Here is a 23,290-nt window from a genome sequence, read left to right on the forward strand (position 1 = left end):
CGTCCCGGTGGCGGGCACCAGGCCGGAGGACGTGGGCGGCGTGAGCGGCGACGGCGCGCGGCGCCACGACTCCGGCGGCCCCGACGAGCCCGGCGCCACGGGTGGCGGCGGCGACTCGTCCGGCGGTGATCCCGCACACGCCGCCGAGCGCAAGCCCCGTTCCTTCTGGAAGGAGCTGCCGCTGCTGATCGGCATCGCGCTGGTGCTGGCGCTGATCATCAAGACCTTCCTGGTGCAGGCGTTCTCCATCCCGTCCGACTCCATGAACAACACCCTGCTCAAGGGCGACCGGGTGCTGGTCGACAAGCTGACCCCGTGGTTCGGCTCCACGCCGAGCCGTGGCGAGGTCGTGGTCTTCCACGACCCCGGCGGCTGGCTGCCGGAGAACCCGCCGCCGAGCAGCAACCCGGCGGTGCGCGGCCTGCAGAAGACCCTCAGCTTCGTCGGCCTGATGCCGTCGGCCGAGGAGAAGGACCTGATCAAGCGGGTGATCGGGGTCGGCGGCGACACCGTCAGCTGCAAGGGCACCGGCCCGGTGATGGTCAACGGCAAGCCGCTGAACGAGCCCTACGTCTTCCCGGGCAACACCCCGTGCACCCCGGACATGCCGTTCACCGTCCACGTGCCCAAGGGCCGGATCTGGGTGATGGGCGACCACCGCCAGGACTCGCTCGACTCCCGTTACCACGTGGGCATGTACAAGGGAAAGCACACCGACGGCACCGTCTCGACCAAGCAGGTCGTCGGCCGCGCGGTCGTGGTCGCCTGGCCGATCAACCGCTGGGACTGGCTGGGAATCCCCGGCACCTTCTCCCAGTCTGGGATCAACGCGGCCGGCACCGCGGGCCCGGCCGCGGTCGGCGTGGCGGGTGCGATCCCGCTGGTGATGCTGCGGCGGCGCAGGCTGCTGCGCAAGCACGAGGCGGCGGGCGCGTCCGAGGGCGCGGAGGGCTGACCGGGGCGCGTACCGACGGGTAGGGTGCGGCTCCATGAGCGCGACACGTACGAGCAGCGGCAGAGCGATAGCCCAGGGCCGCGGCGGGACCGGGCACAGACTGTCCGGGATCGCCGTGGCCCTGGGCTGCGTGCTCTTCCTGGGCGGTTTCGGCTGGGCCGCGGTCGTCTACCGCCCTTACACGGTGCCGACCAGCTCGATGGAGCCCACGGTCAGCCCCGGCGACAAGGTGCTGGCCCAGCGGATCTCCGGCGACCAGGTGCACCGCGGCGACATCGTGGTCTTCAAGGACAAGCTGTGGGGCGACCTGCCCGAGGTCAAGCGGGTGGTCGGGGTCGGCGGTGACACGGTCTCCTGCTGTGACGCGCGCGGGCGGCTGATGGTCGACGGCAAAGCCGTCGACGAGACCTATCTGGCCGCGCCCGGCCTGGCGTCGGCGTCGAAGTTCGACACGAAGGTGCCCAAGGGCGAGCTGTTCCTCGTCGGCGACAACCGCGCCGTCTCCGAGGACTCCCGGCTGCGGCTGGACGACGCCCAGCGCGGCTCGGTGCCGGCGTCCGACGTGAAGGCCCGGGTGGAGGCCACCGCGTGGCCGCTGAGCCGGGTGGGGACGGTGCAGCGCACCTCCGCCTTCGACGGGCTCTCCGGCGGCGGAGCGTCCCCCCACGGCCCGCTGCGCTGGCTGGCGGCGGCGATCGTGGCCGGGGTGCTGCTGATCCTGGGCGGGGCCGCGTACACCCCGCTGGCCGGCCTCGTCCGGCGGCGGGCGGGCTGACGCTCCCACAGCGATACGGCGGTGTGCGGCTCCGGTGGTCTTCCGGTAGCGCACAATGGGGTCACGTACGGCTGAAGGGGAACATGCCATGAGCGCCGAGGACCTCGAAAAATACGAGACCGAGATGGAGCTGAAGCTCTACCGGGAGTACCGCGACGTCGTCGGCCTGTTCAAGTACGTGATCGAGACCGAGCGGCGCTTCTACCTCACCAACGACTACGAGATGCAGGTGCACTCGGTCCAGGGCGAGGTGTTCTTCGAAGTGTCGATGGCCGACGCGTGGGTCTGGGACATGTACCGGCCGGCTCGCTTCGTCAAGCAGGTCCGGGTGTTGACGTTCAAGGACGTGAACATCGAGGAGCTGAACAAGGCGGACCTCGATCTGCCGTCGGACGACTCGGGCTTCAACAGCTGAGGATGGGATGAACTCGGGTTGAGCCGGGGCGGCCGGGCCGGGGTGGGCCGGCCGCCCCGGGTGGGTCGGGCCGGCCCGGGCGCGAGCGTCGTGGCGCGGCCCGGAAAGTTATCCACAGGCTGAGGTTCAAGATCATCTTTGTGGGACCACCTCCTGTCACAGTGAGTGACGGAGGTGGTACTCATGAACGCACGAGGTGCGCTGGGGCGGTACGGAGAGGGCGTGGCCGCCAGGACGCTGCGGGACGCCGGGCTGGACATCCTGGAGCGGAACTGGCGGTGGGGCCGGCGGGGCGAGATCGACATCGTCGCGGCCGACGGCGACGCGGTGGTGGTGTGCGAGGTGAAGACCCGCCGGGAGGGCGGCCACCAGCACCCCATGGCGGGGATCACCCCCGGTAAGGCGGCCAGACTGCGGTCGCTCGCCGAGCGATGGACCGCCGAGCACGGCGGGGCGCCGCCGGGCGGCGTCCGGATCGACCTGGTCGGAGTCGTGCTGCCCGCGCGCGGCGCGCCCCGGGTCGAGCACGTGCGGGGGGTGGCGTGATGGGCTTCGCACGCACCTGCTCGGTCGCCCTGATCGGCGTGGAAGGCGTCGTCGTCGAGGTCCAGGCCGATCTGGAGCCGGGCGTGGCCGCCTTCGCCCTGGTCGGGCTGCCGGACAAGAGCCTGGTGGAAAGCCGCGACCGAGTGCGCGCGGCGATCGTGAACAGCGGCGAGACCTGGCCGCAGAAGAAGCTCACCGTGGGGCTGAGCCCGGCGTCGGTGCCCAAGGGCGGCTCCGGTTTCGACCTGGCCGTGGCCTGCGCCGTGCTGGCCGCGAGCGGCCGGATCGCGCCGAGCGCCATCGCCGACCTGATGATGATCGGCGAGCTGGGGCTCGACGGGCGGGTCCGCCCGGTGCGCGGCGTGCTGCCGGCCGTGCTCGCCGCCGCCGACGCGGGATACCGGCAGGTGGTGGTGCCCGAGCGCACCACGTCCGAGGCGGCCCTCGTGCCCGGCGTCTCGGTGCTGGGCGTCCGCAGCCTGCGCCAGCTCGTCGCGGTGCTCAACGACGAGGCGGTGCCCGAGGAGCCGGACGAGAGCGCCGGGCGGGAGCGGCCCGACCCGATGCTGGCGGGTCTGGCGGTGCCCGGCGGAGGTGCCGGCGCGGGGCTGGGTGCCGGCGGCGGACCGGGCGCGTTCGCCGGGACCGGGTTCGGCGGCGGTGGATTCGGCAGCGCGGAGTTCGCGGCCGCGGGAGGCGGCGGCCCCGGCGCGGACCAGCACCGTCCCGACCTGGCCGACGTCGCCGGGCAGCGGGCGGCCCGGCTCGCCCTGGAGGTCGCCGCGGCCGGTGGCCACCACCTTTATCTGAACGGTCCGCCGGGCGCGGGCAAGACGATGCTCGCCGAGCGGCTCCCGGGCATCCTGCCGCCGTTGACCCGCCAGGAGTCGCTGGAGGTCACCGCGGTGCACTCGGTGGCGGGCATCCTCCCGACCGGCCGCCCCATGGTCGACGCCCCGCCCTACTGCGCGCCGCACCACTCGGCGACGATGCCCTCGCTCGTCGGCGGCGGCAGCGGCCTGCCGAGGCCGGGCGCGGTCTCGCTCGCCCATCGCGGAGTGCTGTTTCTGGACGAGGCACCGGAGTTCAGCTCGCAGTCGCTCGACGCGCTGCGGCAACCGCTGGAATCCGGCCATGTCATCGTGGCCCGGGCCGCCGGGGTGATACGGCTTCCGGCCCGCTTCATGCTGGTGCTGGCCGCGAACCCCTGCCCGTGCGGGCGGTATTCGGTGCTCGGCGGGGGCTGCGACTGCTCGCCGAGCGCGGTGCGGCGCTATCAGGCCCGGCTGTCCGGCCCGCTGCTGGACCGGGTCGACCTGCGGGTGGACGTCGAGCCCGTCAGCCGCGCCGAGCTCATCGGACCGGGTGGCGTGGGCACCCCCGGGGAGCCCTCGGCCGCGGTCGGCGCGCGGGTCCTCGAAGCCCGGGCCCGTGCCGCCGCCCGCTACCAGGACACCCCTTGGCGGTTGAACAGCGAGGTGCCGGGACATGAGCTGCGCACCCGCTGGCATGTCGCCGCCGGCGCCCTGCGCGCAGTCGAGCGGGACATGGAGCGTGGCCTGCTCACCGCCCGCGGCCTGGACCGGGTGCTGCGCGTGGCGTGGACGGTCGCCGACCTCGCGGGTGCGGACTGCCCGACCCCCGAACACGTGCTGCTGGCGCTCCAGTTGCGCACCGGGGTGAACAGGGGAGTGCCGGCCGTGACGGGAGGGGTGTGATGGCGGGGGAGGAGGGCGCCGAGGCGGCGTGGACCGAGCGGTTGGAGGCGGCCGGGGAGCCTCCGGAGGCGGGCGCGGGGACCGATGCGGAAGTCGGTGTGGTGGCCGCGGGCGCCGGTGCGGATACCGGTGGGGGCGGTGCCGGAGACAGTGGGGGCGGGGGCGGTGCCGCTGGTGTCCGGGGTCGTGCCGGCGGGCGGGCGGCTGCCGAGGAGGAGCTGCGGGCGGCTTACGGGAGCGGCGAGTTGACGGGGGCCGGCGGCGCCGGTGCGGCGGTGGGGTGGCAGGAGCGGCTCGCCCGGGTCGCGCTGACCCGGGTGGCCGACCCCGGTGACAAGGTGATGGGCCGGGCGGTGCGGGATCTGGGTCCGCGGGCGGCGTTGCGGGCCGCACTCGGCGGGCGGCGGCTGCCCGGGGCCGGTGCCGGGCGGACGGAGAGCTACGGGATCAGGGCCGCGCGGGCCGACCCGGTGGCGGACCTGGCCGCGGCGCACCGGGCGGGCGGCCGGTTCCTGTGCCCGGGCGACGGCGACTGGCCCGGCCAGCTCGACGACCTGGGCGTGCAGCGGCCGTACGGACTGTGGGTGCGCGGGAGACCGTCGCTGCGGCTGTGGGCCCTGCGGTCGGTCGCGGTGGTCGGCGCCCGGGCCTGCACGGACTACGGCAGGCACATGGCGGTCCGGCTCGGCGCGGGACTCGCGGGCGCGGGGTGGGCGGTGGTGTCGGGGGCGGCGTACGGCGTGGACGGCGCCGTGCACCGCGCCGCCCTGGAGGCCGACGGTGCCACGATCGGCGTGGTGGCCAGCGGGATCGACGTGGCCTACCCGCGGGGGAACACCGACCTGATCGCGAGGATCGCCGAACGGGGCCTGTTGGTCGGGGAGTTGCCGCCGGGTGAGCATCCGACCAGGTCGAGGTTCGTGCAGCGCAACCGCGTCATCGCCGCGCTGACCCGGGGCACGGTGGTGGTCGAGGCCCGCTACCGCAGCGGGTCCCTGATCACCGCTCGGCGGGCGGCGGAGCTGGGCCGGATCACCATGGGTGTGCCGGGGCCGTGCACCAGCGCCATGTCGGAAGGGGTGCACGAACTGCTGCGCGGCGGAGCGGTGATGGTCACCGACGCGGCCGAAGTGGTCGAGCTGGTCGGGGAGATCGGCGCCGACCTCGCCCCGGTGCGGCGCGGACCCGTGCTGCCCAGGGACCTCCTGCGACCGGGCGCCGCGCGGGTGTTGGAGGCGCTGCCCGGCCGCGGGGACGCCGCGGAGCAGGACATCGCCGACACGCTGGGGATCTCGGCCGCCGACACGCTGAGCGGGTTGCACGAGTTGCGGGCCCTCGGGTTCGTCGTACGCGAGTGCGGGCGCTGGAGGTTGGTCCGTACCGCGCGCGACAGCCCGGGAAGTGGGGCAGGTTGACGCCGCCGACACCCCATCAGGTGACAGGAAACCTCGCTGACCTGCGGTGTTCGCAGGGCGGACGGCGCGGCGGCGGGATGCGGCGCATTATTGCCCTCACGCCCCCACACGGTCCGGTGCGCTACCCCGCGCCCGTTCCGGACCACCCGCACCCGTAGAGGAACGTATCTGCGCATGTCCCACACGGATGCCGTAGCAATCAGCGACACTATGGTCACGCTACGCTCGCGGAGGTTTGATCTCCCGCCCACGCCAAGGCAGAACGGCTCACGACAACGTATGCCCCAGCACACCCCCGGGTCCGAACAGGCGACGGCAGTGGCCACCGCCCGGGCCACTCCCCGGCCCGCCGCACCCACCTCGCTCGACGCGTTGTGGCGGACCTACAAGTCCACGGGGGACGCGCGGCTGCGGGAACAGCTCATCCTGCACTACTCGCCGCTGGTCAAGTACGTGGCCGGCCGGGTCAGCGTCGGGCTGCCCGCCAACGTGGAACAGGCCGACTTCGTGTCGTCCGGGGTGTTCGGGCTGATCGACGCGATCGAGAAGTTCGATCCGGACCGGGCGATCAAGTTCGAGACCTACGCCATCACCCGCATCCGCGGCGCCATGATCGACGAACTGCGTGCCCTGGACTGGATTCCCCGTTCGGTCCGGCAGAAGGCCCGCGCCGTGGAGCGCGCCTACGCCACCCTTGAGGCGAAGCTGCGCCGTACCCCCAGCGAGCCCGAGGTCGCCGCCGAGATGGGCGTCGGCCTGGAGGAGTTGCACGGCGTGTTCAGCGCGCTCTCCCTCGCCAACGTGGTCGCCCTCGAAGAACTGCTGCACGTCGGCGCCGAGAGCGGCGACCGGCTCAGCCTGGTCGACACCCTGGAGGACACCGGCGCGGACAACCCGTCCGAGGTCGCCGAGGACCGCGAGCTGCGCCGCCTGCTCGCCCGCGCGGTCAGCACCCTCCCCGAGCGGGAGAAGACCGTGGTCACCCTCTACTACTACGAGGGGCTCACACTCGCCGAGATCGGTCAGGTACTGGGCGTCACCGAAAGCCGGGTCAGCCAGATCCACACCAAGTCCGTGCTCCAACTACGGGCGAAGCTCGCCGACATGGGAGCACGCTGAGCCGGACTGTCTACAGTGGGGTAATGCCGAGAATTCGAGCGGCCTCGGTGGCCGAGCACCGGATGATGCAGCGCCGCGCCCTGCTGGACGCCGCCCGCACCCTGCTGACCGAGGGCGGCACCGAAGCCCTCACCTTCCCCGCGCTCGCCGAGCGGACCGGGCTGGCCCGTTCGTCGGTCTACGAGTACTTCCGTTCGCGGGCCGCCGTCGTGGAGGAGCTGTGCGCGGTCGACTTCCCGGTCTGGGCCGCCGAGGTCGAGGCCGCGATGCAGGCCGCCGAGACCCCCGCGGACAAGATCGAGGCGTACGTCCGCAGCCAGCTCACCTTGGTCGGCGACCGCAGGCACCGCGCGGTCGTGGCGATCTCCGCCGGTGAGCTGGACGCCGGCGCGCGGGAGAAGATCCGGGCGGCGCACGGCGGCCTGGTCGCCATGGTGGTGGCCGCGCTGTCCTGCCTCGGCCACCCCGAGCCGCGGCTGACCGCCATGCTGCTGCAGGGCGTGGTCGACGCCGCCGTCCGCCGGATCGAGCTGGGTGCCGCCGAGCTGCCCACCGAGATCGTCGAGGCGGCCGTCGCCATGGCCCTGCACGGCGTCACCCGGTCGGCGGACAGCCCGGAATAGCCCGCCCGCACTGCCCTGTTGCCGTTGCCATGACTTCAGGAGCACAGCAACAGGACATCGGCCGGGTCGGCGTGTGGAACATGCGGCTGGGCCAGGGCGACAGCGAGTTCCAGGGTGAGAACCGCGAGGCCGCCGCCGAGCTGGACGAACTCGGCTACGGCGCGATCTGGCTCGGCGGATCGCCGCCCGTCGCCAGTGCGGTGCCGCTGCTCGCCGCCACCCGCCGCATCACCGTGGCCACCGGCATCCTCAGCGTCTGGAACCAGCCCGCGGCGGAGGTCGCCCAGAACATCGCCGACCTGGAGGCCGGCGCGGCCGAGCGGTTCCTGCTCGGCCTCGGGGTCAGCCACGCCCCGATCACCGAGGGCTACGCGCACCCGTACGCGAAGATGGTCGAGTTCCTCGACGGCCTCGACTCGGCCCCCGCCCCGGTTCCGGCCGGACGGCGGGTGCTCGCCGCGCTCGGTCCGCGGATGCTCAAGCTCGCCGCCGACCGCTCCGCCGGCGCGCACCCGTATCTGGTCACGGTCGAGCACGTCGCCCAGGCGCGTGCCGCCCTCGGCCCCGGCAAGCTGCTCGCGCCCGAGCTGGGCGTCGTCCTCGACTCCGACCTGGGCCGGGCCCACGCGACGGCCCGCGGCGCCCTGTCGATGTACCTCCAGCTTCCCAACTACGTCAACAACTGGCGGCGGCTCGGCTTCACCGACGAGGACTTCGCGGACGGCGGCAGCGGCCAACTGCTCGACGCGCTCTTCGCCATCGGTGACGCCGCCGATGTCCGCACCCGGGTCGCCGCCTACCACGAGGCCGGCGCCGACCATGTGGCGATCCAGGTGCTGCGCCCCGACACCGCCCTTCCACGTGCCGAATGGCGCGAGCTGGCCGCCGCGATGCCGCTGGACTGACCACCGGACCGACCGGTTCCGCTACGCCCGGGCCGCCCCGTCCACCGGCAGCAGCCGCGACGGTCCGGCCCGGCGCAGCGCCGGCGGGAGCAGGGTGAGCGGGTCGAGGTAGACGTCGCCGCGCAGCAGCCCCCAGTGCACGCAGGCCGCCGCGCAGTGCGCCGGCACCTCGGCGGCGGCCTCGCCCAGCCGGTCCCCTGCGGCCACCCGCGCGCCGACCGCGACCGCGGCCCGTACCGGTTCGTAGGTGGTGCGCAGGCCGCCGGGCAGCGCGACGACCACCACCGGGACCCCGGCGACCGGTCTGGCGAAGGCGACCTCGCCCGCAGCCGCCGCCCGCACCTCCGCGCGCGGCGCGGCCGACAGATCGACACCGCGATGCCCCGCCGCCCACGCGGTCGCCGGCGGCTCGAAGCCGCGCAGCAACAGCGGCCGCCCCCGCGCCCCCGGCCCCGCCACCGGCCAGCACAGCGCTGCCGGTCCGGGCGGTCCGGTGCAGCCCGCGGGCACCCGCGCCCCGGCGCCGTACCCCGACCTGACCGGAGCCGCGGCGCCACCACCGGCGGCCCCACCGCCGGGCCGGCCGTCGGCCCCAACTCCCGCGCCGGCCCCGGGCCCCACGCCTCCGCCCGCCGCCAGCACCGCCACCATCACCGTCAACCACGCCGCCGTGTACGCCATGTGCCCACGATGACGCACGGCGCCCACCCCGCGATGATCTTGGTCCGCGGCCTGTGGACAAGTCGAGTGTCGCCTGCGACTCCAGCGGTCCCGTACACTTTCTCTGGCGACTCGGGTCACCGGGTCGACTTCGCACGCCCCGCCACCAACCCCGGACCTTGATGGTCACGGGCGGTGGCCGCGCCCCTCGGTCCCTTGTGGCAAGGCGCGTCGGGACGTCAGGCGTGGCCGCCGTCCGGTGGCCACGGTAACCGAGCACATCAAGGAGTACGGCCATGGCCGTCGTCACGATGCGGGAGCTGCTGGAGAGCGGCGTCCACTTCGGGCACCAGACCCGCCGCTGGAACCCGAAGATGAAGCGCTTCATCTTCACCGAGCGCAACGGCATCTACATCATCGACCTGCTCCAGTCGCTGTCGTACATCGACCGCGCCTACGAGTTCGTCAAGGAGACCGTCGCGCACGGCGGCTCCATCATGTTCGTCGGCACCAAGAAGCAGGCGCAGGAGGCAATCGCCGAGCAGGCGTCCCGCGTCGGCATGCCGTACGTCAACCAGCGCTGGCTGGGCGGCATGCTCACCAACTTCTCGACCGTCTACAAGCGCCTCCAGCGCCTGAAGGAGCTCGAGGAGATCGACTTCTCGGACGTGGCCGCCTCCGGCCTCACCAAGAAGGAGCTGCTGGTCCTCTCCCGCGAGAAGGACAAGCTGGAGAAGACCCTCGGCGGTATCCGCGAGATGCAGAAGGTGCCGAGCGCCGTCTGGATCGTGGACACCAAGAAGGAGCACATCGCCGTCGGTGAGGCGCGCAAGCTCCGTATCCCGGTGGTCGCGATCCTCGACACCAACTGCGACCCCGACGAGGTCGACTACAAGATCCCGGGCAACGACGACGCGATCCGCTCCGTCACGCTGCTCACCCGCGTGATCGCCGACGCCGTCGCCGAGGGCCTCATCGCCCGCTCCGGCGCCGCCACCGGCGACAAGAAGGCCGAAGGCGTCGCCGAGCCGCTCGCCGAGTGGGAGCGCGACCTGCTCGAGGGTGAGAAGAAGGCCGACTCCGAGCCGGCGACCGAGGCCGCCGCCCCGGCTGCCGAGGCCCCCGCCGCCGACGCCGCCGAGGCCCCCGCCGACGAGGCCGCTGCTCCGGCCGACGAGGCCGCTGCTCCGGCCGACGAGGCGCCCGCGGCTCCGGCCGCCGACGCCGCGCCCGCGGCCACCGAGGGCGACGACTCCACCGGAGCCTGATCACCCGCGGACGCGAGCGTCCGGGAACAGCACCACGCGTGACGACGGCGGGGGCCCAGCGCCCCCGCCGTTCACCCGTAGATCCACCGACCATCCGGGAAGAGACTCACACCCATGGCGAACTTCACCGCCGCCGACGTCAAGAAGCTCCGCGAGCTCACCGCCGCGGGCATGATGGACTGCAAGAACGCCCTCACCGAGGCCGAAGGCGACCTGGACAAGGCCGTCGAGATCCTCCGTGTGAAGGGCCAGAAGGGCGTCACCAAGCGCGAGGGCCGCTCGGCCTCCAACGGCGCGGTCGTCTCCCTCATCGCCGCTGACAACTCCGAGGGCGTCCTCGTCGAGCTGAAGTGCGAGACCGACTTCGTCGCCAAGGGCGACAAGTTCGTCGCGGTCGCCGACGCGATCGCCGCGCACGTCGCCGCCAACAAGCCGGCCGGCATCGACGCGCTGCTCAACTCCGAGATCAAGGACGGCCAGACCGTCCAGGCGTTCGTCGATGAGGCCAACGCCACCCTCGGCGAGAAGATCGTGCTGGACCGCTTCGCGCAGTTCACCGACGGCTACGTCGCCTCCTACCTGCACCGCACCAGCCCGGACCTGCCCCCGCAGGTCGGCGTGCTGGTCGAGCTGGACAAGGCCGACCCGCAGACCGCCAAGGACGTCGCGCAGCACATCGCCGCGTTCGCCCCGAAGTTCCTCAGCCGCGACGAGATCGACGAGGAGACCGTGGCGAACGAGCGCCGGGTCGCCGAAGCCACCGCGCGCGAGGAGGGCAAGCCGGAGGCCGCCCTGGCGCGTATCGTCGAAGGACGGGTGAACGGCTTCTTCAAGGAGAACGTCGTCCTGGAGCAGGCGTTCGCCAAGGACTCCAAGAAGACCGTGCAGAAGGTGCTCGACGAGGCCGGGGTCACGCTGAAGCACTTCGCGCGCTTCCGCGTCGGCGTCTGACGTCCGCTCGCACCGGCACCCGCCGGTCCGGCCGCGGACACCACTCGGCCGCGGCGGGCTGCCACCCACGTCCGCACGGTCGCCCCGCGGCCGCGCGGCGACAGACAGACGGTCCCGCTGGGGCCGTACGCGGCCGGTCGCCCGCCGGCCGGCCGCAGAGGTGACGAGGAGGCCATTGCCGTACCGGGAACCGACAAGGACCCACGGCAATGGCCTCCTCGGTACGTGCACGAGGAGATCTCCCATGGATGATGGTGCCGAAGGCGCCGGCAAGGCCCGCGACCACACCCCCACCCACGACGACGACGGCGGACGGCGTCACGAAGGCCGCGACGGGTCCACTCCCCGCCGCTACCTGCTCAAGCTCTCCGGTGAGGCGTTCGCCGGAGGCGGCGGTCTCGGCGTCGACCCCGACGTCGTGCACGCCATCGCCCGGGAGATCGCCGCGGTGGTCCGCGAGGGCTACGAGATCGCGGTCGTGCTCGGTGGCGGCAACTTCTTCCGCGGCGCCGAACTCCAGCAGCGCGGCATGGACCGGGCCCGCTCCGACTACATGGGCATGCTCGGCACCGTGATGAACTGCCTCGCGCTCCAGGACTTCCTGGAGAAGGAGGGCATCGAGACCCGGGTGCAGACTGCCATCACCATGGGCCAGGTCGCCGAGCCGTACATCCCGCTGCGGGCCGTCCGGCACCTGGAGAAGGGCCGCGTGGTGATCTTCGGCGCGGGCATGGGCATGCCCTACTTCTCCACCGACACCACCGCCGCCCAGCGCGCCCTGGAGATCGACGCGGTGGCGATGCTGATGGGCAAGAACGGGGTGGACGGGGTCTACGACTCCGACCCCAAGCACAATCCGAACGCCGTCCGCTTCGACGCCCTGGAGTACGGCGAGCTGATCGCCCGCGACCTGCGGGTCGCCGACCTCACGGCGATCACCCTCTGCCAGGACAACAAACTGCCCATCCTGGTCTTCGAACTGCTCGCCGAGGGCAACATCGCCCGCGCCGTCAAGGGTGAGAAGATCGGCACACTGGTCAACGACCAGGGCACCAGGGCGTGACCGGCGCGGACGGTATGGACAACAGGCTGCCCGGTCCGAGACCGTGCAGGAAGACGTGCGCAGGGGCCCCGACCCGACGGCTCTGCCTTCTGAATACCAGGAGCACATGGTGATTGAAGAGACCCTCCTTGAGGCCGAGGAGAAGATGGAGAAGGCCGTCGTCGTCGCCAAGGACGACTTCGCGGCGATCCGCACCGGCCGTGCGCACCCGGCGATGTTCAACAAGATCGTCGCCGAGTACTACGGCGCGGTCACCCCGATCAACCAGCTCGCCTCCTTCGCGGTGCCCGAGCCGCGGATGGCCGTGATCACCCCCTTCGACAGCAGCAGCCTGCGCAACATCGAAGAGGCGATCCGCAACTCCGACCTCGGTGTGAACCCCAGCAACGACGGCCGGATCATCCGGGTGGTGTTCCCGCAGCTCACCGAGGAGCGCCGGCGCGAGTACATCAAGGTCGCCAAGACCAAGGGCGAGGACGCGAAGATCTCCATCCGCAGCGTCCGGCGCAAGGCCAAGGAGACCCTGGACAAGCTCGTCAAGGACGGCGAGACCGGCGAGGACGAGGTGCGCCGCGCGGAGAAGGAGCTCGACGACACCACGTCGAAGTACGTGGCGCAGATCGACGAGCTGCTCAAGCACAAGGAGACGGAGCTGCTGGAGGTCTGACCTCCGCGCAGCACACCGCGTGGAGATTCGCTTCTCCGCGCACACCGCCCCCTGCCCGGGTCGCACATCTCCCGGCCGACCACACCCGCCGACCACCACGCCGACCACCACCCTGACGACGACGCGAGGCGACGCTCCGTGAACGATTCTTCCTGGGGCGTTTCGCCACGTGCCGGTCACGCGGCGGGTTCCGCCACGGAGCCCGGGGTCAGGAGGAAGATCTCCACCATGCCGCCGCCACCCCCTTCGCCGCCCCAGGACCCGCCGCCACCGGGCCGGGGCCCCGGACCCGGTTCCGGAGCGGGCGGGTCCGAGCCGCCGGCCGCGCCCGCGAAGAAGTCCGCCGGCCGGGACCTGCGGGCGGCGATAGGGGTCGGCGTCGGCCTCGGCGCGGTGGTGGTCGCGGCGCTCTTCGTCGTCAAGGCGGTGTTCGTCGGCATCGTGGTGGTCGCGGTGGTGATCGGCCTGTGGGAGCTGACCTCCCGGCTCGCCGAGCGCAAGCAGATCCAGGCGCCGCTGATCCCGCTGGCGATCGGCGGCACCGCCATGGTGATCGCGGGGTACCTGAAGGGCGCCGACGGCGCGTGGATCGCGATGGCGCTGACCGCGCTCGCGGTCCTGGTCTGGCGGATGGCCAAGCCGCCGGAGGACTACCTGCGCGACGTGACCGCGGCCGTCTTCGCCGCGTTCTACGTGCCCTTCCTGGCCACCTTCGTCGTCATGATGCTCGCCGCCGACGACGGCCCGCGCCGGGTGCTGGTGTTCCTCCTGCTCACCGTGATCAGCGACACCGGCGCCTACGCGGTCGGCTGGCGCTTCGGCAGCCACAAGCTCGCCCCCCGGATCAGCCCCGGCAAGACCCGGGAGGGGTTGTTCGGCGCGATCTCCTTCGCCATGGTGGCCGGCGCGCTGCTCATGCAGTTCTTCGTGGACGACGGCCGCTGGTGGCAGGGCCTGCTGCTCGGCCTCGCCGCCGCCGTCAGCGCCACCCTCGGGGACCTCGGCGAGTCCATGATCAAGCGCGACCTCGGCATCAAGGACATGGGCACCCTCCTCCCGGGCCACGGCGGCATCATGGACCGCCTCGACTCCCTCCTCCCCACCGCCCCGGTCGTCTGGCTCCTCCTCGTGGCCTTCGTCGGCCAGGGCTGACCACCCACCCGCGCCCGGCCCTCGCACGGCGCCGGCCGTACGAACAGGGCACTCCGCGGAGTCTGCGACACTGGTAGGCATCATGCCTGTACCCGGAGAACTGACGTTTGCCGTGCCGCGCGGGGCCAAGAAGCCGCCGCGGCATCTTGCCGACCTGTCGCCCGCGGAGCGGAGGGAGGCGGTGGCGGAGCTGGGGGAGAAGCCGTTCCGGGCCAAGCAGTTGTCGCAGCACTACTTCGCGCGCTACGCGGACGACCCGGCGGCCTGGACGGACATTCCGGCCGGGGCGCGGGGCAAGCTGGCCGGAGATCTGCTGCCGGAGCTGATGACGGTGGTGCGGCACGCGTCGTGTGACGACGGGGAGACCCGCAAGACGCTGTGGCGGCTGTTCGACGGGACCCTGGTCGAGTCGGTGCTGATGCGGTACCCGGACCGGGTGACGATGTGTATCTCGTCGCAGGCGGGCTGCGGGATGAACTGCCCGTTCTGCGCCACCGGCCAGGCGGGTCTGGACCGGAACCTGTCGACCGCGGAGATCGTGCACCAGATCGTCGCCGGGATGCGCGCGCTGCGCGACGGCGAGGTGCCCGGCGCGGGCCCCGGCGCCGCCCCGGACCGGCTGTCGAACATCGTCTTCATGGGCATGGGCGAGCCGCTGGCGAACTACCGCCGGGTCATCGACGCGATCCGCCGCCTCACCGACCCGGCGCCCGACGGGCTCGGGCTGTCCCAGCGCGGCATCACCGTCTCCACGGTCGGCCTGGTCCCCGCGATGCACCGGTTCGCCGACGAGGGCTTCAAGTGCCGCCTCGCGGTGTCCCTGCACGCCCCCGACGACGAACTGCGCGACACCCTCGTGCCGGTCAACACCCGCTGGAAGGTCCGCGAGGTGCTGGACGCCGCCTGGCACTACGCCGACGTCTCCGGCCGCCGCGTCTCCATCGAGTACGCCCTGATCCGCGACGTGAACGACCAGGCGTGGCGTGCCGACCGGCTCGGCAAGCTGCTCAAGAACCACCGGGTGCACGTCAACCTGATCCCGCTCAACCCCACCCCGGGCTCGAAGTGGACCGCCTCCCGCCCGGAGGACGAGCGGGCGTTCGTGGCCGCCCTTCAGGCGCACGGCGTGCCCGTGACCGTACGGGACACCCGCGGTCAGGAGATCGACGGGGCCTGCGGTCAGCTGGCCGCGTCCGCGCGCTGATACGGTGCGCAGGTGCGCTGGTCGCACCGCTTGAATGAACATCTGGACAAATGAACATCCGACAGGGGAGCGCCTGAGACGGCGCTGAGAGTGCGGCTGGGGCGACGGCGAGACCGTCGAGAAGCCCAGGCCGCAGACCCTCCCACCTGATCCGGGTCATACCGGCGTAGGGAGTCAGCACAGTGAAGAGCACCATTCGTCGGCGTGCCGTGGGCGCGCTCGTCCTCGCCACCGCGGGCGCCACCGTCCTCGCCGGCTGCGGCGGCTCGGGGTCCGACTCCGGCTCCGGCAAGGCGTCCGGCGGCAAGCCGTCGAAGACCGTCACCCTGGTCAGCCACGACTCGTTCGCGGCCTCCAAGTCGGTGATGGCGGAGTTCACCAAGGAGACCGGCTACACCGTCAAGGTGCTGCGCGGCGGCGACGCGGGCGCGGCGGTCAATCAGGCCATCCTCACCAAGGACCACCCGCGCGGCGACGTCTTCTTCGGCGTCGACAACACCCTGCTCTCCCGCGCCCTCGGCAACGGCCTGTTCGACTCCTACACCGCCAAGGGCCTGGACCAGGTGCCCGCCGACGTCCAACTCGACGCGGGCAAGCACCGGGTGACGCCGATCGACTCCGGCGACGTCTGCGTCAACTACGACCGCGCCTACTTCACCTCCCACCACCTCGCGCCGCCGCAGACCTTCGCCGACCTGATCAAGCCGCAGTACAAGAACCTGCTGGTCACCGAGAACGTCTCCACCTCCTCGCCGGGCCTGGCCTTCCTGCTGGGCACCGCCGCCACCTACGGCGACGCGGGATGGCAGGCGTACTGGAAGAAGCTGAAGGCCAACGGCGTCCAGGTCGTCGACAGTTGGGAGCAGGCGTACGACAGCGCCTTCTCCGGGTCGGCCGCCGGGAAGAAGGCCAAGGGCGACAAGCCGCTGGTGGTCTCCTACGCCTCCAGCCCGCCCGCCGAGGTGGTCGGCGTCAACCCGCCGCCCGCGCAGTCACCCGTCGGGGTGGCCACCGGCACCTGCTTCCGCCAGATCGAGTTCGCCGGAGTGCTGCACGGCGCGAAGAACCCGGCGGGCGCCGAGGCGTTCATCGACTTCATGCTCAGCAGGACCTTCCAGCAGGACATGCCGCTCCAGATGTACGTCGACCCGGTGGTGAAGGGCGCCACCGAGCCGGAGGTGTTCACCAAGTACGGCGCGAAGGTCCCGCACCCGACGACGCTCGCGCCCGACAAGATCGCCGCGAAGCGGGACGACTGGGTGAAGTCGTGGAACTCGATCGTCCTGTAGCCGTCGGGAAGGCGGGGCCCGGCAACCTGGAGGCAGGGTCCGCCAAGCTGGAGGCAGGGCCTGCCAACCGGAAGGCGGGGCGCCGCCGCACCGCGACCGGGCTAGCCCTGGCCGCCCTGCCGCTGGCGTTCTTCGCCGCCTTCTTCGCCTACCCGGTGGCGTCCATCGTCGGCCGGGGCCTGCACCCGGGCGGCCACTGGCGGCTCGGCCGGATCGGCGACGTGCTCGGCGACGGCTCGGTACGGCACGTGCTGTGGTTCACCTGCTGGCAGGCCGGCGCGTCCACCGCGCTGACCCTCGCGGTCGCGCTGCCCGGCGCGTACGCCTTCGCCCGGCTGGACTTCCCCGGCAAGCGGCTGCTGCGGGCCGTGGTCACCGTGCCGTTCGTGCTGCCGACCGTCGTCGCCGGCTCGGCGTTCCTCGCGCTGCTCGGGCAGGGCGGCTTCACCGACAGCCTCTTCGGCGTACGCCTGGACACCTCCGTGTGGGCGATCCTGATCGCGCACGTCTTCTTCAACTACGCCGTGGTCGTCCGCACCGTCGGCGGCCTGTGGGCGCAACTCGACCCGCGCCAGGAGGAGGCCGCCCGCATGCTCGGCGCGGGCCGCCTCGCCGCCTGGCGCCGCGTCACCCTGCCCGCCCTCGCCCCCTCCGTCGCGTCGGCCGCGGTGATGGTCTTCCTGTTCACCTTCACCTCCTTCGGCGTGATCCAGATCCTCGGCGGCCCCACCCGCGCCACCCTGGAGGTCGAGATCTACCGGGAGACCGCAGAGATCTTCGACCTGCCCACCGCGGCCGTGCTCACCCTGCTCCAACTCGTCGCGGTCGTCGCGATCCTGGCCGTGCACGCGTGGACGGCCCGCCGCCGCGAGTCCGCGCTGCGGCTGGTCGACCCGGCCGGCACCGCGCACCGCCCGCGCGGCGCGGGCGAACGCACGCTGCTCGCCGCCGTCCTCGGGTCGATCGCGCTGCTGATCCTGCTGCCGCTCGGCGTGCTCGCGGCCCGCTCCCTCGACGGCCCGAACGGCTACGGCTTCGCCTTCTACCGCGCGCTCGGCTCCACCAGCGCCGACGGGACCTTCCTCGTCTCACCGCTGCACACGGTCTGGAACTCGCTGCGCTACGCCGCCGCCGCGACCGTCATCGCCCTGCTGGTCGGCGGGCTGGCCGCGGCCGCGCTCACCCGCCGCAGCGGGCGGCTGATGCGCGGCTTCGACGGGCTGCTGATGCTGCCGCTGGGCACCTCCGCGGTCACGGTCGGCTTCGGCTTCCTGATCACGCTCGACAAGCCGCCGCTCGACCTGCGCGACTCCTGGCTGCTGGTGCCGCTCGCGCAGGCGCTGGTCGGCGCGCCGTTCGTGGTACGGGTGATGCTGCCGGTGCTGAGGGCGGTCGACGAGCGGCTGCGGGAGGCCGCCGCAGTGCTCGGCGCGTCCCCGCTACGGGTCTGGCGCGAGGTCGAACTGCCCCTGGTCGGGCGGGCGTTGGGCATCGCGGCCGGGTTCGCGTTCGCGGTGTCGCTCGGCGAGTTCGGCGCCACGGTCTTCATCGCCCGGCCCGACAGCCCCACCCTCCCGGTGGCCGTCTCCCGCCTGCTCGGCCGGGCCGGCGAGATGAACTACGGCCAGGCGATGGCCCTGAGCACCATCCTCATGGTGGTCTGCGCGGCCAGCCTGCTGATCCTGGAGTACCCGCTGTCCGGGCGTACGACGCCGCGCCGCAAGGACGCGCCGGGCGGTAAGGACGTACGGGCCGCCGCGCAGGGCCTGGCTCCGGCTCCCCGGGCCAATGCATCCCGCACGGCGCCCGAGCCCTCCGCCGTACCCGAGGCCCCCGCCGCCCCTGCCCGCTCGGAGAGCCCACGATGACCGATGCCCTGCTGAGCCTGGACGCCGCCACCGTACGGTTCGGGGCGCGCACCGCACTGGACGCGGTGAGCCTGGACGCCTCCGCGCACGAGATCGTCTGCGTGCTCGGGCCCAGCGGCAGTGGCAAGTCCACGCTGCTGCGCGCGGTCGCCGGGCTGCAGCCGCTCGACGGCGGCCGGGTGCTGCTGGACGGCGCCGACCAGGTGGGCGTGCCCGCGCACCGCCGCGGGGTCGGGCTGATGTTCCAGGACCACCAGCTCTTCCCGCAGCGCGACGTCGGCGGCAACGTGGCGTTCGGGCCGCGCATGCACAAGATGCCGCGCGAGGACCGGGACCGGCGGACCGCCGAACTCCTCGACCTGGTCGGCCTGCCCGGGGCCGCCGCCCGCCCGGTCGCCACGCTTTCCGGTGGCGAGCAGCAGCGGGTCGCCCTGGCCCGCGCGCTCGCGCCCGAGCCGCGCCTGCTGATGCTCGACGAGCCGCTGGGCCAGCTCGACCGCTCCCTGCGGGAGCGGCTCGTGGTCGAACTGCGCCGGTTGTTCGGGCAGTTGGGCACCACCGTGCTGGCCGTCACCCACGACCAGGGCGAGGCGTTCGCGCTCGCCGACCGGGTGGTGGTGATGCGGGACGGGCGGATCGAGCGCAGCGGCACCCCGCTGGAGGTGTGGCAGCGGCCCGGCTCCGAGTTCGTGGCCCGCTTCCTCGGGTTCGACAACATCACCGGAGGCACGGTCAGCGGTGCCGTCGCCGTCACCGGCTGGGGCGAACTGCCCGTCCCGGACGGGACCCCCGACGGCGAGCACCTGATCCTCGTCCGGCCCTCCGGGGTGCGGCTCGGCCCACCCGACACCGCCGGGCTGCGCTGCGAGGTCACCTCGCGGACCTTCCGGGGCGGCCACGTCGGCGTCATGCTCCGGCCCGAGCGCGGCCCCGCCCTCGAAGCGGAGTGCGCCCTGCGCGAGGCCCCGGAACTCGGCGCGTCCGTGGGTGCCTCGTTCGAGGCGGCGGACGTCGTCGTGCTCAGCCCTGCGGGAGGCTGAGCCGGTCCGCCCGTCCTGCCCGGTCCCGTAGGTTCCCGGACCGTCCGCCGGTGGTGGGCCGGTCGCGCAGTTCCCCGCGCCCCTGTTGATGGCTGCTCGCCATCGTCGTCTGGACGAACAGGGGCGTTGGGGGACCTCCCAGGCGAAGCTCTGGCGGGCCGGGTGCGCTTACGCGGAACCCAGGCGTTCCAGGGCCGCCGGGACATCGTCCACGCTGTCCACGAGGGCGATCCGTCCCCCCATGGAACGGCCCGCCGCCAAGGCGTGGAGCAGCGGCCAGACCGGCAACTCGTCCGTCCAGTACGCATGGTCCACCAGCACCATCGGCGCGGGCTCACCGTGCGAACCGTAGTAGTTCGCGGTGGCCGCGTCGAAGACCTCCTGGACGGTGCCGGCGGCGCCCGGGAGGAAGACCGCCCCGGCCGAGCAGCGCGAGAGCAGGCCGTCCTCACGGGTGGCGTTCGCGAAGAACTTCGCGATGTGCGCGGCGAAGGCGTTGGGCGGCTCGTGGCCGTAGAACCAGGTCGGCAGGCCGTAGGAGGGCCCGCCGTCCGGCCAGCGGTCGCGTACCTCGAAGGCCGTCGACGCCCAGGCGTCGACGGACGGGGTGAAGGAGGGGGTGCCCGCCAGCACGTCGAGCGCCTTGCCGAGCATGACGTCGTCGTACGCGGCCGCGTACGCCCCGAAGTTGGCCGCCTCCATCGCGCCGGGCCCGCCGCCGGTCGCCACCGTCAGCCCGGACTCCGCCAGCGACCGGCCCAGCCGCGCGGCGCCCGCGTACGCCTCCGTGCCGCGCTCCATCGTGTGCCCGCCCATCACCCCCACGACCCGCGCGCCGCCGAGCCGTTCGTCCAGTACGTCGGAGACCGCGTCGTCGTGGATGGAGCGCAGCATCGAGGCGAACACGTCGCCCTCCGCGGAGGTCCGCAGCCACCACGCGTACGTCAGCGCGTCCGGCGTCGCGGCGTACCCGCCCTCGGCCAGGTCCGCGTACAGCTCCTCGGGCCGGTAGGGCGCCGCGCGGTACGGGTCGAACGGCAGGCCGGGCACCAGCGGGAAGACCAGCGCGCCGCCGGCCCGTACGTGCGCCAGGGCCTGCGGCTCCATCGGGCAGCCGAGGAACACCGCCTCCGATGTGTCGGTCACCAGCAGCGCGAAGGTCCGCGAGGTGAGGTCCACGGCCCGCACCCGGCAGTCCGCGAACGACCCACCGAGCGCGACCGCGTCGAACTCCTCCAGCGTCTCCACCCTGCGGGCCCGGTGGATGGGCTCGGGTGCCGCGTCCGAGGGCTCCTTCGGCGGCTCCGGCGGACGGCGGGCGCCGCGCGTGGGGCGGGGCAGCCGCGGATGGGGCGGATGGGGCGAATCGGGGGGAGTAGGCGCTGGCACGCGAGCACGATAGCGCGCTCAGGTGTGCGCCGGGCCGTGGCGAAGGAGGACCTCGGCGTCGCGCTGTTGACGCGGCGCCGCGCGGATGACCGCACACGGCGCCGCGTCATGTGCCCGGCGATCCGGGATACGGCGCTACGGCGTCGGGGACAGCGCCGCGACCAGCAGCGTGGGCACCAGGAACGCGACCACCAGGGCGCCCGTGCGCACGGCCGCCGAGGCGCGCAGCATGGTGGCGGGCACCGCCAGTTCGCGGAGCGCGGCGGTGGTGGAGGCACGCTCCGTGCGGGACTCCATGGCGGCCACCGCGGTCGAGGCCAGCACGCACACGCAGACCAGCGTCGCCGCGAACGTGGTCACCGGGCCCAGCGTCCGGCCGTTGTGCTGGTGCAGGCCGTATCCGGACAGTGCCACGGCCGCGGTCGCCGAGAGCAGGCCGAGCGGGCGGCCGAGCCGCCGCGCCTCGTGCTGGAGGCCGCGGCCGGACAGCAGCCGCAGCCCGCCCGGCCGGTACGCGGCGATCAGCCGCCCGCAGCCGTAGACCAGCCCCGGTCCCGCCAGCACCAGGCCCGCCGCGGTCAGCACCCAGCCGCCGACCGCGGCCGGGGCCATCGAGCCGAGCCCGCTGGGCAGCGGGAAGCTGTGCCCGTCGGGCGCCGTCACCTCGATCGCCAGACCCACGGCGACCAGCGCGACCCCCCACGGCAGCCCGCCCGGCATGTCCTCGGCGGACTTGCCTTCGGCGCGCAGCCGCGCCGCGCTCGCGACACCGGCGGTCAGCGGGACCAGCGCGAGCAGCGTCACCGCGCCGGCCGGCGGCAGGCTCCGGCCCGCCGCGAGCAGTCCGGGCCCGACGCCGTGGTAGGGCACGCCCGTCACGTCGCCGCGCAGTTGGAGGAAGGCGAGCAGGGCCAGCACGCTGCCGAACGCGCTCACCACGGTCACCGTCGCCGCGGTCAGCAGCACCACGCCGTTGCGGCCGAGACCGACCGCGGCGAGGCCGGCCCGGGGCCAGCCGCCGGACTGCGCGCGGCCCACCGCGACCGCGAGCTGCACGGTGACCACGAGGGGAACGACGCACCAGCCGAGCCGTGCGACGGCGTCCGACGTCCCGCCCTTCGGGTGCGCCAGCGCCCAGCCGAGGGCCGCCAGCAGGAGCAGGCCGCTGCCGCACGACGCGAGCGCCACCAGGGCCCATCGGCCCAGCGCGGCGGGCCGGGCCCCGCGCAGCAGCCGCAGGCTCAGCACGAGCCGCTCCGCACCGCGGCGCCGCCGTGGCGGCCCGGGTGTGCGCCGGGGGCGCTCATACGGTGGCCGGGCGGGGCGCGGACAGGTCCTGGTCCTGATCCTGGGCAGCAGTTCCGGCGCGGCCGTCGGCGAAGGGGATGACGCGGTCGGCGTGCGCGGCGATGTCGGGGTCGCTGGTGGCCAGGACGACGGTGATGCCGTGCGTGCGGGCCGCGCTGGTGAGGGTGCGCAGGACGTGGGCGCGGTCGTTGCGGTGCAGCGGGGCGGTCGGCTCGTCGGCGAAGACCACCGCCGGTCCGGTGACCAACGCCCTTGCCACGGCGACCCGTTGGCGCTTCGCGGCGGGCAGCCCGGTCGGGCGCCGGCGGGCGATGTCGCCGATGTCCAGGCGGTCGAGCCACTCACAGGCGGCGGCCCGGGCGGTCCTGCTGCTCTCGCCGCGCAGCAGCAGCGGCAGCGCGGCGTTCTCCCAGACGTTCAGCTCGGGCAGCAGCTGCGGGTCGGCGCCGATCCAGCCGAAGCGGTCGCGGCGCAGCCGCTCCCGGGCGGTCTCGGGCAGCGTGTGCACGGGGCCGCTGTTGAACCACACCTCGCCCTCGTCCGGGACGAGCTGCCCGGAAAGGCAGCGCAGCAGGGTCGACTTCCCCGAGCCGCGCGGACCGGCGAGCGCGAGGATCTCCCCGGCCCGCACGCTGACGGACACGCCGAGCAGCGCGGGCGAGCCCTGGTAGGAGTGGCGCAGGGCGCGAGCCCAGAGCACGTCGTTGTCGGGCGGGGCCTCCATGCCGTACCTCCGCGGATTGCGAGTTCACTCGGGCAACGAGCCCGGCGCCTGTCCGGTCACTCTCCGGCACGGTATGCATCCGACCCCGGCGATTCCTTGCAGGCGCAGCGGCGAACCCCCCGATCGGCCGAGCGCCCCCCGCCCGGGAGGACGTTCACCAACCAGGGGCGCGGGGAACTGCGCGAGCAACCCACCACTGCCGGTGGTCCGGCAATCTTGCCGCGGGGCCTGGGCCT

21 protein-coding genes, 1 pseudogene and 1 riboswitch are annotated in these 23,290 nt (G+C 73.3%); of the genes and pseudogenes, 18 read left to right on the forward strand and 4 right to left on the reverse strand.

Annotated features, from left to right (window positions below; translation table 11 throughout):
- Positions 1–7: 7 nt before the first annotated feature.
- The 9 genes and pseudogenes from lepB (OG370_RS30920) to OG370_RS30960 all read left to right on the forward strand — a co-directional run bounded on the left by lepB (OG370_RS30920) (position 8) and on the right by OG370_RS30960 (position 8,471).
- Positions 8–955: a signal peptidase I gene (lepB, locus tag OG370_RS30920; RefSeq protein ID WP_443060908.1), complete on the forward strand. Its 948-nt coding sequence runs from the start codon at positions 8–10 to the stop codon at positions 953–955.
- Positions 956–989: 34 nt separating this feature from the next.
- Positions 990–1,730, forward strand: a complete 741-nt coding sequence (gene lepB, locus OG370_RS30925) for a signal peptidase I (RefSeq protein WP_328470025.1) — start codon at positions 990–992, stop codon at positions 1,728–1,730.
- Between the two features lie 88 nt (positions 1,731–1,818).
- The gene (locus OG370_RS30930) at positions 1,819–2,145 is read left to right on the forward strand and encodes a DUF2469 domain-containing protein (RefSeq protein ID WP_033173060.1); all 327 of its coding nucleotides are present in this window, start codon (positions 1,819–1,821) and stop codon (positions 2,143–2,145) included.
- 140 nt (positions 2,146–2,285) lie between these two features.
- A pseudogene (locus tag OG370_RS30935) lies at positions 2,286–2,691 on the forward strand (YraN family protein).
- On the forward strand, positions 2,691–4,409 hold the full coding sequence (locus tag OG370_RS30940; RefSeq protein ID WP_328470030.1) for a YifB family Mg chelatase-like AAA ATPase: 1,719 nt from the start codon (positions 2,691–2,693) through the stop codon (positions 4,407–4,409). The pseudogene OG370_RS30935 and the gene OG370_RS30940 overlap by 1 nt, the downstream one beginning before the upstream one ends.
- A complete protein-coding gene (gene dprA / locus OG370_RS30945) occupies positions 4,409–5,824 on the forward strand; it encodes a DNA-processing protein DprA (RefSeq protein ID WP_328470032.1) in 1,416 nt (471 codons plus the stop codon). The genes OG370_RS30940 and dprA overlap by 1 nt, the downstream gene beginning before the upstream one ends.
- A 279-nt stretch (positions 5,825–6,103) precedes the next feature.
- Positions 6,104–6,943: an RNA polymerase sigma factor WhiG gene (gene whiG / locus OG370_RS30950; protein WP_328470034.1), complete on the forward strand. Its 840-nt coding sequence runs from the start codon at positions 6,104–6,106 to the stop codon at positions 6,941–6,943.
- A 65-nt stretch (positions 6,944–7,008) separates the two neighbouring features.
- Complete coding sequence (locus OG370_RS30955) at positions 7,009–7,566, forward strand: TetR/AcrR family transcriptional regulator (RefSeq protein ID WP_328474587.1); 558 nt, start codon at positions 7,009–7,011, stop codon at positions 7,564–7,566.
- A gap of 29 nt (positions 7,567–7,595) precedes the next feature.
- On the forward strand, positions 7,596–8,471 hold the full coding sequence (locus OG370_RS30960) for an LLM class F420-dependent oxidoreductase (protein ID WP_328470036.1): 876 nt from the start codon (positions 7,596–7,598) through the stop codon (positions 8,469–8,471).
- A 21-nt stretch (positions 8,472–8,492) separates the two neighbouring features.
- On the opposite strand, the gene OG370_RS30965 is transcribed toward OG370_RS30960, so the two are convergent.
- Positions 8,493–9,152 (reverse strand): peptidoglycan DD-metalloendopeptidase family protein, encoded by a 660-nt coding sequence (locus tag OG370_RS30965; protein WP_328470038.1) that lies wholly within the window; start codon positions 9,150–9,152, stop codon positions 8,493–8,495.
- A gap of 275 nt (positions 9,153–9,427) precedes the next feature.
- On the opposite strand from OG370_RS30965, the gene rpsB reads away from it, so the two are divergent.
- From rpsB to OG370_RS31010, 9 genes are all read left to right on the forward strand, one after another.
- Entirely contained in the window at positions 9,428–10,399 is a 972-nt protein-coding gene (rpsB, locus tag OG370_RS30970; RefSeq protein WP_328470040.1) for a 30S ribosomal protein S2, read from the forward strand.
- A 114-nt stretch (positions 10,400–10,513) separates the two neighbouring features.
- Entirely contained in the window at positions 10,514–11,350 is an 837-nt protein-coding gene (gene tsf / locus OG370_RS30975; RefSeq protein WP_328470042.1) for a translation elongation factor Ts, read from the forward strand.
- Between the two features lie 244 nt (positions 11,351–11,594).
- Positions 11,595–12,413, forward strand: a complete 819-nt coding sequence (gene pyrH, locus OG370_RS30980) for a UMP kinase (protein ID WP_328470044.1) — start codon at positions 11,595–11,597, stop codon at positions 12,411–12,413.
- A 109-nt stretch (positions 12,414–12,522) separates the two neighbouring features.
- Positions 12,523–13,080 (forward strand): ribosome recycling factor, encoded by a 558-nt coding sequence (frr, locus tag OG370_RS30985; protein ID WP_328474589.1) that lies wholly within the window; start codon positions 12,523–12,525, stop codon positions 13,078–13,080.
- Between the two features lie 228 nt (positions 13,081–13,308).
- Positions 13,309–14,232 (forward strand): phosphatidate cytidylyltransferase, encoded by a 924-nt coding sequence (locus tag OG370_RS30990; protein WP_443060774.1) that lies wholly within the window; start codon positions 13,309–13,311, stop codon positions 14,230–14,232.
- A gap of 82 nt (positions 14,233–14,314) precedes the next feature.
- Positions 14,315–15,436 (forward strand): 23S rRNA (adenine(2503)-C(2))-methyltransferase RlmN, encoded by a 1,122-nt coding sequence (gene rlmN, locus OG370_RS30995; RefSeq protein ID WP_328470046.1) that lies wholly within the window; start codon positions 14,315–14,317, stop codon positions 15,434–15,436.
- Positions 15,437–15,489: 53 nt separating this feature from the next.
- Positions 15,490–15,626, forward strand: a riboswitch (TPP riboswitch).
- Positions 15,619–16,725, forward strand: coding sequence for a thiamine ABC transporter substrate-binding protein (locus tag OG370_RS31000; RefSeq protein ID WP_328470048.1), 1,107 nt, complete (start codon positions 15,619–15,621; stop codon positions 16,723–16,725). (Overlaps the previous riboswitch by 8 nt.)
- A gap of 47 nt (positions 16,726–16,772) precedes the next feature.
- Positions 16,773–18,593, forward strand: coding sequence for an ABC transporter permease (locus OG370_RS31005; protein ID WP_328474593.1), 1,821 nt, complete (start codon positions 16,773–16,775; stop codon positions 18,591–18,593).
- The gene (locus OG370_RS31010) at positions 18,590–19,633 is read left to right on the forward strand and encodes an ABC transporter ATP-binding protein (protein ID WP_328470050.1); all 1,044 of its coding nucleotides are present in this window, start codon (positions 18,590–18,592) and stop codon (positions 19,631–19,633) included. The genes OG370_RS31005 and OG370_RS31010 overlap by 4 nt, the downstream gene beginning before the upstream one ends.
- Positions 19,634–19,801: 168 nt before the next feature.
- Here OG370_RS31010 and OG370_RS31015 read toward each other — a convergent pair whose 3' ends face one another.
- The 3 genes from OG370_RS31015 to OG370_RS31025 form a co-directional block, all read right to left on the reverse strand.
- Positions 19,802–20,899, reverse strand: a complete 1,098-nt coding sequence (locus OG370_RS31015) for an LOG family protein (RefSeq protein ID WP_328474595.1) — start codon at positions 20,897–20,899, stop codon at positions 19,802–19,804.
- Between the two features lie 258 nt (positions 20,900–21,157).
- On the reverse strand, positions 21,158–22,270 hold the full coding sequence (locus tag OG370_RS31020) for a hypothetical protein (protein WP_328470052.1): 1,113 nt from the start codon (positions 22,268–22,270) through the stop codon (positions 21,158–21,160).
- A 55-nt stretch (positions 22,271–22,325) separates the two neighbouring features.
- Positions 22,326–23,054 carry an ABC transporter ATP-binding protein gene (locus OG370_RS31025; protein ID WP_328470054.1) on the reverse strand — a complete coding sequence of 243 codons (729 nt, stop codon included), beginning with the start codon at positions 23,052–23,054 and terminating at the stop codon, positions 22,326–22,328.
- Positions 23,055–23,290 lie beyond the last annotated feature (236 nt).

This window comes from Streptomyces sp. NBC_00448 (genome assembly GCF_036014115.1).
Classification (GTDB): domain Bacteria; phylum Actinomycetota; class Actinomycetes; order Streptomycetales; family Streptomycetaceae; genus Actinacidiphila.